Origin of the sequence: Paraburkholderia mimosarum LMG 23256 = NBRC 106338 (genome assembly GCF_000739815.1) — a bacterium.
In the GTDB taxonomy this organism is placed as follows: Bacteria; Pseudomonadota; Gammaproteobacteria; order Burkholderiales; family Burkholderiaceae; genus Paraburkholderia; species Paraburkholderia mimosarum.
Genome location: NZ_BBJJ01000032.1, coordinates 26727 through 40641 on the forward strand (window position 1 = coordinate 26727; position 13915 = coordinate 40641).

A 13915-nucleotide genomic window follows, 5' to 3' on the forward strand; every position below is an offset into this window, starting at 1 on the left:
ACGGCGTGCGGCGTGTTGCGCCATCCATCGTCGGAGTTCGAAGCGCAGGTCGTGGCGCAGCTCGGGCCCATGCGCCGCTATGCGCGTGCGCTGACGGGCGACGCTGCCTGGGCTGACGACCTCGTTCAGGACGCGGCCGAGCGCGCGCTCTCGCGCTGGACCTCGTTTCGTCCGCAAAGCAATCTGCGGGCGTGGCTCCTCACGATCCTGCGCCACCTTTACATCGATCAGCTACGCGGGCGGCGCGAGATCGCCGTCGACGACGAAGCCGCGCCATGGCGCACGCTCGAAGCGCCGCACGGCGAGGTGGACGGGCTCGTGCTGCGCGATCTTCAGCGCGCGCTGTATGCGTTGCCGGCGGCGCAGCGCGAGGTGCTGCTGCTCGTGTGCGTCGAGGAGCTGAGCTATAGCGAAGCGTCGGCGGTGCTCGGGGTGCCGTGCGGCACGGTGATGTCGCGCCTGTCGCGCGCGCGCGAGCACTTGCGCTCGCTGCTCGAGACGGGGCCGGCAGAGGACGCCGGAAGGCATACAGTGCCGCTCAGGGTGGTGGGGACGATGAGATGAAACACGAAGATCTCGGCCAGGAACGGGAAGGCTCGCCGCCCGATGAGGATCTTTCGATGCTCGGCGCGTTCGTCGACGGCGAATTGCCGCCAGGCCGGCGCGACGCGCTCCAGGCGCGTCTCGCTGCCGACCCGCAGGCGGCGGCGCGCGTCGCGGCGTATCGTGCACAAAAGGCCGCGCTGCAGGCGTTGTGCGAAAGCGCGCAAGTGGCCGGAGAGCGGGCAGCGCCCGACAATGCCGCGGCGGCGCTCGACGCCGCACCCGCCGTGCTGGTCCTGCGTCCGCGTGAGCCGTGGTGGTGGCGCGCGGGCATGGCGGCGGCGTGGGTCGCCGTGGGTGCGGGGTTCGCCGTGGCGGTCACGGCGCTCGTGCCGCGGCTTGCACCCGGCCATGCGCCGGAATTCGTCGCGGACGCTACGCCGCCGGCCGCGCGCATCGAAACGCCGGAAGCGTTCGCGCGCCGCGCCGATGTCGCCTACGCGGTGTATTCGCCGGAGCAGCGACATCCCGTGGAAGTGGGCGCGGCCGACGAGGCACATCTCGTTGCGTGGCTCTCGAAGCGGCTTGGCAAGCCGCTCTCGGTGCCGTCGCTCGCCGAGTACGGCTATGCGCTGGTGGGCGGCCGCCTTCTGCCGGGCAACACAGGGCCGGCTGCGCAATTCATGTACGAGAACGACGCGGGCGAGCGGCTCACGCTCTACGTGGGTAGCTCGGGCGCGGACCGCGACGCAGTGCGCCTCTTGCGCGACGGCAACCGCCGCACGTTCTACTGGAGCAACGACGGGACGGGCTACGCGCTCTCGGGGCCTCAGACCGAGCCGAAGCTGCGTGAAATCGCCTTCGATGTGTGCGGCGTGCTGGGTGGCAAACCCGGGCAGTGGTGAGCGCGAAGCGCGGGCGGTCCGGAACCGGTCGTCGGGCGGGTAGCGGAGTGAATGGATGAGCGACGCAGTGCCTCCTGTCGTGCGCACCTTGCCGCCTGGCATCGATGAGGCGCGTTTTGCACGTGCGCTCGCGGCATTCGAGGGCATCGTCGGCGCACCGAACGTGTGCCGTGGCGGCGCATCGCTCGAACCGTATTTCGATCCGTTCGTGCCGCTCGCCGATCCGCATGCCTTCGCACCTTCTGCGGCGATCCTCCCCGCCAACGTCGAAGAGATCCGCGCGATTCTGCGCGTCGCAAACGAGACGCGCGTGCCGATCTGGACCGTTTCCACGGGCCGCAACTTCGCCTACGGCGGTGCCGCGCCGCGTCTGGCGGGCTCGATCGTGCTCGATCTCCAGCGCATGAACCGTATCCTCGAAGTGGACGAGCGCCTCGCGTGGGCGCGCGTCGAGCCTGGCGTGAGCTACTTCGACCTGCACGCGCACCTGCGTGAGCAGCGTCTGCGCCTGTGGGTCGATCCGCCCGCGGCGGGCTGGGGCAGCATCGTCGGCAACACGCTGGAGCGCGGCTTCGGCACGACGGCGTACGGCGACCACGCGGCGGCGCAATGCGGCATGGAAGTCGTGCTCGCCAATGGCGACGTCGTGCGCACCGGCATGGGCGCGATCGAGAACGGCACGGCCTGGCAGCTCTACAAGCCCGGCTATGGTCCTTCGTTCGATGCGCTCTTCGCGCAATCGAACTACGGCATCGTGACGAAGATGGGGCTCTGGCTCATGCCGGCGCCGCAGGCGTTCGTGATCGGCGAGATTCACTTCGCGCGCGAGGACGATCTCGCCGTGATCGTCGATACGCTGCGCGCGCTGCAGCTCGACGGCACGATACGCCAGCACGCGGTGATCGAAGGCGCGATCCGGCGCGCCGCGAGTCTCGCGCCGCGCTCGCGCTGGTACGAAGGCGAGGGCGCGATGCCCGAGGCCGCCGTCGCGGCGATGCAGCGCGACCTTGGGGTGGGCCGCTGGAATCTGCACTACGCGCTCTATGGCGCGCCCGAGGTGATCGATGCGCAGCGGCGCATCGTCGAGCGGGCATTCGCCGGCGTGCCCGATGCACGCTTCGCGGCCCGGCGTTACGCCGAAGGCGAAGAACCGCAGGGCGGCGCCGACCGCAATCTCGCGGGTATTCCCGCGATGACCGCGTTTCGCATGCTCGACTGGCGCGGCGGCAACGGCGCGCACGTGGACTTCTCGCCGCTTTGTCCCGCCGACGGCCGCGATGCGCTGCGCCAGTACGCACTCGTGAAGGCGCGGGCGGCCGAATACGGCTTCGACTACTACGGCGGGTTCACTGCGGCGGGGCGCCATCTGCATCACGTGTTCGCGGCGATCTTCGCGCGCGAGCGCCGCGCCGACGCCGAACGTGCGGGCGACCTCCTGCGAGCGCTGATGAGCGATGCGGGCGCGGCTGGCTATGGCGTGTACCGCTCGCATCTGATCTACATGGACTACGCCGCGGCGCAGTATGGCTACAACGACGGCGCGCTCCTGCGCCTCGCGCAGACGGTGAAGGATGCGCTCGATCCGCAAGGCGTGCTCGCGCCCGGCAAGCAGGGCATCTGGCCTTCGGCGTGGCGTGCCGAGCGCGGCTATACGTAGTGAAAGCGCGTAGTGAAAGCGCGCGCGGGCCGCATGACTTGTCGCATGGCGACAGGAGAGCACAAGGAGGACGCGATGGACCGGCGGACTTTTCTGCGCGATGCAGGTGTCGTTGCGCTCGGCTCGGCCTGTCAGGCGCAGTCGCTCGGGTTGGCGTTCGCCGGACGTGTGCCTCATGCGAGCGCGCCATGGAGCGCGGTGACTGGCGCCGTGTTCGATCCGTCATTGGCGCACGGCCTCGAACTCGCCCGCGAGGCGGCGCGCGCAGGATGCGTTGTCTGGGCCACCGGCGATCTTGCAGCCGATCTGGCCATTGGCGACATCGGCGAGCTTTGGCACGCCCGGATGGTGCGACACATCGAGCGGGGCGCAACGCTGATCGGCGCGTTGCGACCTTCGGACCGCTTCGTGCTCGCGCGTCTCGCAATGACTCGCGGCGTGACGCTGCTCGACTTCGTCGCCTTGCCGTCCCGCGCCGGCTAAAAGCGATAGTCGGGATTGCGCGCGTCGAACGTCAAGGCGTCGAAGGTTTGGGGTTCGATGCGTTCGATCACGATGTCTTCGACGAGCCGCCCTTCGCCGTCGTACGACTGCACCGTGCGGAACCACGGGTGCCGCAAATCGAGGCCCAGCGTCTCGCGGCTTGCCGGCAAGCCTTGCGCGCCGGGCGGCGCCTGCCAGGTGAACGTGACGACGCGCACACCGTCGCGCGTCTCGACTGCAATGCGCGAAGGTCGTCCCGCGCCCGCAGCGGACAGCCGCGCATAATTGTCGAGGAAGTGCTGGGCGATGGGCTCGGTGCCGAGCTCGGTGAGCCGATGGTGCGACTGCGAGCGCGCGAATGCGCCGTCGAGCTGCGTCCACATCGACACGGCGCCGAGGAGGCCGCCCGCGTGGCCGTACATTTCGTCTGAGCGATGCGCGGCATCGTAAAGCACTTCCTGGCCCGCGTGCGCGCCGTCGGGCAGCCAGCGCGCGTAAAGCCGCAGCGGATCGTGCGCGACGCGCACGAGCAGATGATCGGCCGTCGCAGGCCAGCGACCGTCGATGCGCTCGCGATGGCGCATCACGAACTGGCACGATGCGTAGCCATTGGGCCCCGCCGCGATATAGCGCGCGAGCGTGTCCGGATTCAGGGCGGTGAAGAGTGCGACGAGCTGTGTGTCGTCGAGCCGCGCCAGCGTGCCGTCACGGGCGGCGCGCTGGAGCCAGCGCACCTGCGCGTTGGGCGCGAGTGAGCCTGCGCGGGATGGCGGTGCCTCGACCCCTGCTTCGTTCGCGCCTGCTACGGTCAGGGTCAGGAGTCCGAACAGTGTGACGAGGCAGATGACCAGGCGCACAACGAAGCCGTCAACTGAGCGGTGGACACCGCGATCCACGATGCCCGCGCGCGTTTGCATACGCGGCGAGAAACGTGATCGAGTGAGAAAACGCATTAGGCAGAACGTCATCGACGGGCTCTCCACGATGCGCCGACATCGCATCAACGTTTTACGTCTGCGATTGCTTCCCGGTCTTGGCGATTTCTTCGTCGCGCAACTGGCGGCGCAGGATCTTGCCGATGGTCGATTGCGGCAGCGCCTCGCGAAACTCCACGACACGCGGCACCTTGTAGCCCGTGAGCTGCTGGCGGCAGAACTGGATCACTGCCGCTTCGGTGAGGCCGGGGTCGCGCTTCACGACGAACACTTTCACGCGCTCTCCCTGCACCGGATCGGGCACGCCGATCGCCGCGACCTCGCGCACGCCCGGGTGCATCGCCAAGACGTCTTCGATCTCGTTGGGATACACGTTGAATCCGGACACGAGGATCATGTCCTTCTTGCGATCGACGAGGCGGATATAGCCGCGTGCGTCCATCACGCCGATGTCGCCCGTCATGAGCCAGCCGTCTGCGAACACCTTTGCCGTTTCGTCCGGGCGATTCCAGTAGCCTTTCATAACCTGCGGCCCCTTCACGCAGAGTTCACCCGCTTCGCCGATATTGGCCCACGTGCCGTCGTCCTTGCGAAAGCGCACCTGCGTGGACGGCGCGGGCAGGCCGATCGAACCTTCGGGATGCGCCGCGCCTGCATCCCTGTGCTCGACGTCCACGGGATTCATCGAGACGATCGGCGAGCATTCCGTGAGTCCGTAGCCCTCCACGACCGGCTTGCCGGTCACTGCCCTGAAACGGTCGGCGACGGCTTTCTGCATGGCCATGCCGCCTGCCATTGCGAGCTTCAGGCCGGAGAAGTCGCGCTGGCGGAATTCCTCGTTGTCGAGCAGCGCGCTGTAGAGCGTGTTGACGGCGCTGATGCAGCTGAACGTCTCGTGACGAAGAATCGACATGACGCGCTTCATGTCGCGCGGATTGGCGATGAGGATGTTGCGCCCGCCGAGCGCCATGAAGATCAGTGCGTTGATGGTGAGCGAATAGATGTGATAGAGCGGCAGCGGCGTGAGCACGGTCTCGGCCTTCGCGTCGAGCTGATTGCCGATCCAGGCCTTGGCTTGCTGCACGTTCGCGAGCACGGTGCCGTGCGTGAGCATCGCGCCTTTCGCGACACCCGTGGTGCCGCCGGTGTACTGGAGAAACGCGAGATCATCGGCGCTGGTCGCGATGGGCGCGCGCGGCGCGCGTGCACCTTGCGCGAGCGCGTCGAGAAGACTCACCGCCTGAGGCAGGCGGTAAGGCGGCACCATCTTCTTCACGTGGCGCAACATGAAGTTGATGAAGCGGCCCTTGAGGTTGAGACCTTCGCCCAGCAGATCGCCGAGCGCCGTCACGACCACGCGTTGCACCTGCGTGCCGGGCAGTGCCGCCTCGAGCGTGGCCGCGAAATTCTCGAACACGACGATGGTTTGCGCGCCGCTGTCCTGCAACTGATGCGCGAGCTCGCGCACGGTATAGAGCGGATTGACGTTGACGACCACGGCACCGGCCTTGAGCGTGCCGAAGAGGGCGACCGGATACTGGAGGGTGTTCGGCAGCATGATCGCGACGCGCTCGCCCGGCCGCACGCCCGCGCCTTGCAGCCAGGACGCAAACGCCGTGGCCTTGCGCGAGAGCGCGGCGTAGGTCATGGGTGAGCCGGCGCTTACGTACGCGACGCGCTCGCCAAAGCGCGCCGTGCAGTCGTCGAAGAAGTGACTGAGCGAGGCGTACTGGCTCGCAGCGATCTCTTGCGGCACGCCGGGCGGGTACGAGGCGTACCAGATGCCATCGGTGTCGGGTGGCGACGCTAATGGGACGGTTGCTGCCGGCTGGGTTGCCTCGGGCGAGGCAACCCCATGGACGGCGGCGACTGCGGCGCTTGCCGGATCGTGCGGGGGCGTTTCGCTCATGCTGGATCTCCGGACGACGATGCGTGACCGCTTTCATGATGCAACGCGGGGCCCCGGGTGGCGAGGGGGTCTTACCCGGTGCGCGTACGCCTTGCCTGGCAAGAATAAACATAGCAAAAAGGCCGCGCGGGCGAACCCGGCACGGCCTTTCGTGGGTTGCTGCGGTGCGGCGCCATGGCGCCGCCGCATGCCTCGCTCAGACGTTGGACACTTCTCTCGCGGTTTGCGTCATGTCGATGCCGCGCCGTTCGCGGCTGAACGGGATCAGCACCGCGATCACGACTGCCACCGTGCCGGCGACGATCGCCATGGCCATCGAGTAGTTCTGGTTATGCGTCTCGGCGAGCGATGCCTGCAGCGTGGCGTTCACCGAAGCGAACAGGTTCCCGAGCTGGTAAACGAGACCCGGGAAGGTGGCACGTACTTCGTCGGGCGAGATCTCGTTGAGATGCACGGGGATCACGCCCCATGCGCCTTGCACCGAAATCTGCATGAGGAAGGCACCGAGCGCGAGCAGCACCGGCCCTTGCGAAAATGCCCACAGCGGCAGCACGGGCAGCGCGATCAGTGCGGCAATGAAGATCGCCTTGCGGCGGCCGATCCTCTCCGAAAGCTGGCCGAAGGAGAGACCGCCCACGATCGCGCCGATATTGAGCACGATGGTGATGATCGAGACGGTGTGCGGATCGAAGTGATGCTGTTCGCGCAGGAAGGTCGGATAGAGATCCTGCGTGCCGTGAGAGAAGAAGTTGAACGCCGTCATCAGCACGATGGCGTACAGGGAAAGTTTCCAGTTGTGCCTGAGCGTGCTGAGCAGGCTCGGACGCGGGCGCTTTTCCATCTCCTTGAACGCGGGCGACTCGGGCACGTTTGCGCGCACGTAGAGCACGAGCAGCGCGGGCAGCACGCCGACGAAGAACATGCCGCGCCACCCGATGTACGGATACAGCACGCCGAACACGACCGAGGCGAGCAGGAAGCCGCTCGGGTAGCCCGCTTGCAGCAGGCCGGAAACGATACCGCGCGCCTTGGGCGGAATGGTTTCCATGGTGAGCGCGGAACCGACGCCCCATTCGCCGCCCATCGCGACGCCGAACAGCGCACGCAGGACGATGAAGGTCGTGAGGTTGGGCGAGAAGCCGGTGAGCAGCTCGAACAGCGAATAGCACGCGATGTTGATCATCAGCGTAGGGCGGCGGCCGTATTTGTCGGCCATCCGGCCGAAGATCAGCGCGCCGATCGGACGCATGGCCAGCGTGAGCGTGATGGCGAAAGCCACGGCCGGGATTTTTGTATTGAATTCGTTGGCGATGTCTTTCAGAACGAAAACCATCAGAAAGAAATCGAACGCATCGAGCGTCCATCCCAGGTACGCCGCGATCGTGACGTTCTTTTGTTCCCGCGTCCAGTTCATGTTGATTTTTCTCCTGTGAACCTGGGCAATGCCTGGTCTCCTGCGCCGCGTCCAGGCATCCTTTGTGTGCCTGAAATCGGCACTCCGCATTGGGTCGCTTTCCAGTGTACGCCCGGGATTAAACATTCGCATGCATCCGCACTGCAACCGGTAGTAATCCCTGGTGAACTCGCGATCGGGGAAAGCTTTTTGTTTTTATCGTAATTAAAATGTAAACAAATATCCGGTATTTAAAAGAAGGACTACCAGGTAATGAATAAAAACGACCGCGCCGTCAGATGGCTTCGCCGGTATCCGCGGCGCGCGGGGAGTCGGCGCCCCAACGAAAAACGGCGGCGCAGCGCTCGAGGCGCCGCGCCGCCGTCCAGCCGGTCGTCAGATCCGGCAATGCAACCCGCTATTAGAAGATGTTGCGCAGGCCGACAGCAACGCCGGTCTGGTTGTTGCGGCCCGGGAAGTCGGCCGTTGTCGAGCCGGTGCCGCGCATGAAGTCGACCGTGCCGTACACTTCGGTGCGCTTGGACAGCGAGTACTCGGCCAGCAGCACGGCCGAGTAGCGCACGCCGGTGCTGAGCGTGACGCCGTCTGCGTTCAGGCCGTTTTTGGCGTGGTCGTAATAGTACGCTGCCGTCAGCTGCAGCGGCGAAGTGACCTGCCACGTCGCGCCGGCATAGAGGCCGTTGTCGATGCGGTTGGTCTTCGTCACGGGCGTCACGAAATTGATCGCAGCGGGCGAGTTCGCGGCTGCCATGTACTGGTCCACCACGCCCGTGTTGTCCTGGCCCCACAGCCAGCCGCCGTACAGATGGACCGGACCGATAGCGTAGACCGCGCCGAGGTTGGCCACGCGGTACTTGTTGTTGTGCGCGTCGCTGTTCTGCTGGTAGCCGGCGAGCAGCGAGACCGGACCGGCCGCGTAGGTGGCCGTGAAGCCGTACATGTTGCTCGCGCCGAGGCTGCCCGGCACGCCGCCGAAGCTGTACATGCCTTCGATCTGGAGGCCCCCGAACTTGCCGTCGTACTTGACCGAGTTGTTCTGACGCAGACCATAGCCGAGTGCGCCCGGCAGCCAGCCGTCCTGGTCGAAGTTGCCGACGGTCAGCGGGTCGAACGTGTTACCCAGCTGGTCGAACAGCGGCGTGTTCTGACGGCCCATGGTGACCGTGCCGTACTTGTCGCTCGATACGCCGACGTACGCCATCCGATTGAACAGCGTGTTCGAGCTGGCCAGTTGGCCGTTCCAGAGATTGAACCCGTTCTCGAGACGGAACACGGCCTTCAGGCCGCCGCCCAGGTCCTCGCTGCCCTTCATGCCCCATCGGCTACCGGTGATCGGGCCGACGCCCATCTGGACCTGGCTATCGTTGTTGGCGTTGGCGTTCGTGAGGTAGCGGATGCTGGTATCGACGATGCCGTAGAGCGTGACCGAGCTTTGTGCGAAGCTGGACTGGCAAGCCAGTGCGAGCGCGATGCCGCCAACGGCCGTTGCGATCTGGGTGTGTCTCACTTGTGTAATCCTTTTTGTAAGTTGGTCGGACCGCCGGGGTGCCGGGGCCGGTATTTTTCATCTGCCGCGCCAATGGGTGATGGCCGCGGGGGCCGATGATAGTCGCTCCCCGGATTGATGAAAACGCACGCTGTCGCGCGTTTGCAACGATTGAGCGCGCAGTGGACCGTGCGCGAGCGCGGCGCGCCGGGCGAGCCGCCCGCGCGATGAAGGTGCCACGGCCCCTCCCATATTCGTTATGAACGGTCGTGCTTTTCCCTATTCTCGCGACCCGTGAGTCTCGCTAACATCGTTCCAGGCTCGTACCGTTGCGCAGCCCGGAACTGCGGCAGTTGCAGACATCAAGGAGACGAAGGCATGCGGGTCAGGGAAATGTTCGAACTGGGCGGGCAGGTGGCGCTCGTCACGGGCGGTTCGCGCGGGCTGGGTCTGCAGATGGCGCAGGCGCTCGGCGAGATGGGCTGCCACGTCGTCATCGCGGCGCGCAAGGCCGATGAGCTCGCGCAGGCGGCAAGCACGCTGGAGCAGTCTGGCATCACGGCGACGACGCTCGTGAGCGACCTGCAGCGACCCGAGGCCGTGGCGCCGCTCGTGGGCGAGGCGCTTGCGGCCTGCGGCCGGATCGACATTCTCGTCAACAACGCGGGCGCCACGTGGGGCGCGCCCGCAGAAGACTATCCCGACGAGGCGTGGCACAAGGTCATGAACCTCAATGTGAATGCCCCGTTTTTTCTCGCGCGTGAAGTGGGCAAGCGCAGCATGATCCCGCGCCAGCGCGGCAAGATCATCAACGTGGCGTCCATCGCCGGCCTGAAGGGCTCGCTCGGTGCCATGCAGGCGATCGCGTATAACACGTCGAAGGCCGCGGCCATCAATTTCACGCGCGCGCTGGCCGCCGAGTGGGGCAAGTACAACATCAATGTGAATGCGATCTGCCCTGGCTTCTTTCCCTCGAAGATGTCGGCCGGGCTGCTCGACAAGCTCGGGCAGAGCGTGATCGACCATACGCCGCTTCACCGGCTCGGCGACGAAGACGACCTCAAGGGTGCCGTCGTGTTTCTCGCGAGTCAGGCGGCGCGCCATGTGACGGGCCAGTATCTGGCTGTCGATGGCGGCTCGAGCATCGTCTGATTGCGTCGCCGCGGACGACTGTCCGCCCATGCGACAGGCGCGTTGCTCAGATCGCCCGCCTGAGCGCACGGTATACAAGCCAGCCAGCTGCAGCAACTGCAAAGGACTACAGACGGCTGGCTGCCGCGTTCAACATGAGAACCGCTCGACGGAGCTTGCCATGTCCACTTCTGCCCCGGCGCTTTGCGCAACTTCACCGGTCGCGTCATTGCCTTCACCGCATTGGCCTGCGCATCTTTCGCCGCATCTGAGCATTCCGCATACGAACCTCTTCTATAACGCGGAGGTTTCGGCGGCGCGCTATCCCGACAAGCCGTTCATCATCTTCTACGACACACCCGTCACGTTCGCGCAGTTCAAGGACGAGGCCGAGCGCGTGGCCGGCTATCTGCAGGAGGAATGCGGCGTGAAGGCCGGCGACCGAGTGCTGCTGTATATGCAGAACAGTCCGCAATGGATCATCGCCTATTACGGCATCCTTCGTGCCAATGCGGTGGTTGTTCCTGTCAATCCGATGAATCTCACCGAAGAGCTTGCGCACTACGTGGAAGACAGCGGCGCGACGACGGCTTTCGTCGCGCAGGATCTCTACCCGCGCATCGCGCCGCTCGTGCGGGAAGCCGGGAGCGAGGGCCTGAGGCACCTGCTCGTTGCAACATATAGCGACTATCTCGAGCGCGAGCCGTTTTCGCCGCCGCCCGAATTCGTGAGCGCGCCGCGTTGCGTGGTCGGCCCGGGCGTCGCTCATTGGGCCGACGTGCTCGAGGCGCACCGTGTGCCCGGCGCGCTGAGCGCCGGTCCCGACGACCTCTGTGTGATGCCGTACACCTCGGGTACGACGGGCAAGCCGAAGGGCTGCATGCACACGCACCGCAGCGTGATGGCGACGGCCGTAGGCGGTTGCAACTGGTTCGCAAGTCATCAGGATGCCGTACAACTCTCGGTGCTGCCGCTCTTTCACGTGACCGGCATGCAGGGCGGCATGAACAGCCCGCTCTACAATGGCTCGACCGTGGTGTTGCTGCCGCGCTGGGACCGCGACGCAGCGGCCCGCGCGATCGAGCATTACCGCATCAATGGCTGGCAGGCCATCTCGACGATGGTCGTAGACTTCATCTCGAACCCGCGCATTCGCGAGTACGACCTGTCGAGCCTCGCCTGGATGCGTGGCGGCGGCGCGACGATGCCCGACGCCGTCGTGAAGAAACTCAAGGACCTGACCGGACTCGACTTCGTGGAAGGCTATGGCATGTCGGAAACCATGGCGGCCACCCATATCAATCCGCCGCAGCGCCCAAAGCCCCAGTGCCTCGGCATTCCGGTATTCGACGTCGATTCGCGCGTCGTGGATCCGATCACGCTGGAGGAGGTGGCGCCAGGGGAATCAGGCGAGTTGATCATGCGTGCGCCGCAGGTCATGCAAGGCTACTGGAACCAGCCAGAGGCCACGAGCGAAGCGTTCATCGAGCGCGACGGCAAGCGCTTTTTGCGCACAGGCGACCTCGTGCGGCGCGACGAGGAAGGCTATTACTTCATGACCGACCGGCTCAAACGCATGATCAATGCGTCCGGCTACAAGGTTTGGCCCGCCGAGGTGGAGGCGCTGATGTACCGGCATCCGGCGATCAACGAAGTGTGCATCATCGGTGCACGGGATCCGCGGCGTGGCGAGACGGTGAAGGCCGTGGTCGTACTCGATCCGAAGCAGGCGGGCAGCGTGAGCGAAGACGACATCATCGCCTGGGCGCACGAGAACATGGCCGCGTACAAGGCGCCGCGCATCGTGCAGTTCGTGGACGCGTTGCCGAAGTCGGGCAGCGGCAAGATTCTCTGGCGCAAACTGCAGGAAGAAGAGGCTGAGGCGCGCAGTAGCGCATGAGCGCATCGCGCTCCCCCTATCGGGCCCGTCTGGATCGCACCCTGGCGGGTGACCTGGCCAGACGGGCCTTGTCTTTATGACGTTTTTCCGCGCTCGTGTACTTCAGGCACCCGCGAGCGCCGGCAACCCGCCTCCGTGCCAATCCTGCTCCATGGCGGCCGTCACGGCCGGCCATTCTTGCGCTTCGCGCGGCGCGGGTGTTGCCAGCGGCCATTCGCCCGGCGCCTGGGCGTTCTTGCGCGCGAGGATCGCCTCGCACAGGAACTCCATCGTGTAGGCCTTGAGCAAATGCGGATGGTGCGTTTCGATGTAGGCCGCGACACGTGCGGACTCTCCCGCGATCGTGGCGAGCGAGAAGAGGGTGCTCGCGTCCCAGCGAAACCGCAGGCCCAGTTCGGCAAAGGCTGTATTGAACGCGCACAGCTGCGCTTCGAGCTGACGATCGCGATGGCTGGTCGGGTGGTTCATGGCCGTCTCCTCATGTCGGGTTGCATGAACCAAGCGTAGAGGCCGCAATGAATAAGTGATAGTTAAAGTTTTTTTCGAAAACAATAATAAATAATGTATGCATCGCCGTGACCGCGCGAACGCCGGGAGGGTACGCGTAAACCCCCCTTAGTCTCGCCCGAGTTGCTGATATATTGTATTGGAAATATGAAATTCCCTGCAGTGCCGGCTAAACAGAACGTTGGAGACAAACGACCGATGTCCGCCGAAAGAGAACACGACGCCGGGGCGTCCCCGGTCACCCTGACGCTGGAGCCGATCAACGCGACCGCTTCGCTGCGCGATCAGGCTTACGCGAAGCTCAAGCAGGCCATTGCGGAGACCGACATTTACCGGTCGCGAGACGAAATCCGGCTCGACGAGAAGGACTTGACCGAGAAGCTCGGCGTGAGCCGAACGCCCGTGCGTGAGGCTATGACGCTGCTGGAGCAGGAGGGCTTTCTGCGCACGGTGCCGCGGCGCGGCGTTTACATCCTGCGCAAGACGCGCAAGGAGATCGTTGAGATGATCTATATGTGGGCCGCGCTCGAAAGCATCGCCGCGCGCCTCGCCACGCAGCGCGCCTCGGACGACGACATTGCCGGATTAAGACGCATGTTTGCGACCTTCGGCGACTCGACACCCTCGGAACATATCGAGGAGTACTCCGAAGCGAACATCATGTTCCACCAGTCGCTGGTGGAACTGTCGAAATCGCCCCTCATCGTCGACACCATCAAGAACATCTTCATGCATGTGCGGGCGATCCGGCGCATGACGATCGCGCAGAGCGATCGCGCGTCGCGCTCGATCGTGGACCACATGCGCATCATCGAGGCGCTCGAGGCGCGCGACACCGAGCGCGTCGAGCAACTCGTGCGGCAGCACTCGATAGAACTCGCGCTGTTCGTGGAAGCCAACTGCGACTTTCTCGACTGAGGCGAAGGATGCGGCGTCGCGCTGCGGATTCATATCGCCCGGCGCATCAGCAAGCCGTATCGATGCCTTGTTGGCCTGAATGATCCGCGCGACGCTGAAATGAAAGTATGGAGTCCGTAACAAGATT

At 65.3% G+C, this 13915-nt stretch carries 12 protein-coding genes; 7 read left to right on the plus strand and 5 right to left on the minus strand.

Annotation, left to right across the window (positions count from 1 at the left end; translation table 11 throughout):
• Positions 1-12 precede the first annotated feature (12 nt).
• The 4 genes from BMI01S_RS22360 (at position 13) to BMI01S_RS22375 (ending at position 3588) form a co-directional block, all read left to right on the plus strand.
• On the plus strand, positions 13-564 hold the full coding sequence (locus tag BMI01S_RS22360) for a sigma-70 family RNA polymerase sigma factor (RefSeq protein ID WP_028230741.1): 552 nt from the start codon (positions 13-15) through the stop codon (positions 562-564).
• Positions 561-1448, plus strand: coding sequence for an anti-sigma factor family protein (locus BMI01S_RS22365; RefSeq protein ID WP_028230740.1), 888 nt, complete (start codon positions 561-563; stop codon positions 1446-1448). The genes BMI01S_RS22360 and BMI01S_RS22365 overlap by 4 nt, the downstream gene beginning before the upstream one ends.
• A gap of 55 nt (positions 1449-1503) precedes the next feature.
• Positions 1504-3105, plus strand: coding sequence for an FAD-binding oxidoreductase (locus BMI01S_RS22370; protein ID WP_028230739.1), 1602 nt, complete (start codon positions 1504-1506; stop codon positions 3103-3105).
• A 75-nt stretch (positions 3106-3180) separates the two neighbouring features.
• On the plus strand, positions 3181-3588 hold the full coding sequence (locus BMI01S_RS22375) for a hypothetical protein (RefSeq protein ID WP_028212182.1): 408 nt from the start codon (positions 3181-3183) through the stop codon (positions 3586-3588).
• On the opposite strand, the gene BMI01S_RS22380 is transcribed toward BMI01S_RS22375, so the two are convergent.
• The 4 genes from BMI01S_RS22380 to BMI01S_RS22395 all read right to left on the minus strand — a co-directional run bounded on the left by BMI01S_RS22380 (position 3585) and on the right by BMI01S_RS22395 (position 9353).
• A complete protein-coding gene (locus BMI01S_RS22380; protein ID WP_161635523.1) occupies positions 3585-4556 on the minus strand; it encodes a DUF1571 domain-containing protein in 972 nt (323 codons plus the stop codon). The genes BMI01S_RS22375 and BMI01S_RS22380 overlap by 4 nt on opposite strands.
• A 40-nt stretch (positions 4557-4596) precedes the next feature.
• Positions 4597-6432, minus strand: a complete 1836-nt coding sequence (locus BMI01S_RS22385; protein ID WP_028230738.1) for an AMP-binding protein — start codon at positions 6430-6432, stop codon at positions 4597-4599.
• A 196-nt stretch (positions 6433-6628) separates the two neighbouring features.
• Positions 6629-7852, minus strand: coding sequence for an MFS transporter (locus BMI01S_RS22390; RefSeq protein ID WP_028230737.1), 1224 nt, complete (start codon positions 7850-7852; stop codon positions 6629-6631).
• 394 nt (positions 7853-8246) lie between these two features.
• A complete protein-coding gene (locus tag BMI01S_RS22395; RefSeq protein ID WP_028230736.1) occupies positions 8247-9353 on the minus strand; it encodes a porin in 1107 nt (368 codons plus the stop codon).
• A gap of 357 nt (positions 9354-9710) precedes the next feature.
• On the opposite strand from BMI01S_RS22395, the gene BMI01S_RS22400 reads away from it, so the two are divergent.
• The gene (locus tag BMI01S_RS22400) at positions 9711-10484 is read left to right on the plus strand and encodes an SDR family oxidoreductase (RefSeq protein WP_028230735.1); all 774 of its coding nucleotides are present in this window, start codon (positions 9711-9713) and stop codon (positions 10482-10484) included.
• Between the two features lie 160 nt (positions 10485-10644).
• A complete protein-coding gene (locus BMI01S_RS22405) occupies positions 10645-12363 on the plus strand; it encodes a long-chain fatty acid--CoA ligase (RefSeq protein ID WP_042290618.1) in 1719 nt (572 codons plus the stop codon).
• Positions 12364-12465: 102 nt separating this feature from the next.
• Here the strand turns inward: BMI01S_RS22405 and BMI01S_RS22410 are convergent, their stop codons facing one another.
• A complete protein-coding gene (locus BMI01S_RS22410; RefSeq protein WP_036044791.1) occupies positions 12466-12831 on the minus strand; it encodes a hypothetical protein in 366 nt (121 codons plus the stop codon).
• Between the two features lie 237 nt (positions 12832-13068).
• Here BMI01S_RS22410 and BMI01S_RS22415 point away from each other — a divergent pair, with 237 nt between their 5' ends.
• On the plus strand, positions 13069-13788 hold the full coding sequence (locus tag BMI01S_RS22415; RefSeq protein ID WP_028212188.1) for a GntR family transcriptional regulator: 720 nt from the start codon (positions 13069-13071) through the stop codon (positions 13786-13788).
• Positions 13789-13915: the final 127 nt, after the last annotated feature.

Coding starts and splice junctions, on each gene's coding strand:
- BMI01S_RS22365 (WP_028230740.1), top strand. CDS start 561: ATGAAACACGAAGATCTCGGCCAGGAACGGGAAGGCTCGCCGCCCGAT.
- BMI01S_RS22370 (WP_028230739.1), top strand. CDS start 1,504: ATGAGCGACGCAGTGCCTCCTGTCGTGCGCACCTTGCCGCCTGGCATC.
- BMI01S_RS22375 (WP_028212182.1), top strand. CDS start 3,181: ATGGACCGGCGGACTTTTCTGCGCGATGCAGGTGTCGTTGCGCTCGGC.
- BMI01S_RS22380 (WP_161635523.1), bottom strand. CDS start 4,556: ATGACGTTCTGCCTAATGCGTTTTCTCACTCGATCACGTTTCTCGCCG.
- BMI01S_RS22385 (WP_028230738.1), bottom strand. CDS start 6,432: ATGAGCGAAACGCCCCCGCACGATCCGGCAAGCGCCGCAGTCGCCGCC.
- BMI01S_RS22400 (WP_028230735.1), top strand. CDS start 9,711: ATGCGGGTCAGGGAAATGTTCGAACTGGGCGGGCAGGTGGCGCTCGTC.
- BMI01S_RS22405 (WP_042290618.1), top strand. CDS start 10,645: ATGTCCACTTCTGCCCCGGCGCTTTGCGCAACTTCACCGGTCGCGTCA.
- BMI01S_RS22410 (WP_036044791.1), bottom strand. CDS start 12,831: ATGAACCACCCGACCAGCCATCGCGATCGTCAGCTCGAAGCGCAGCTG.
- BMI01S_RS22415 (WP_028212188.1), top strand. CDS start 13,069: ATGTCCGCCGAAAGAGAACACGACGCCGGGGCGTCCCCGGTCACCCTG.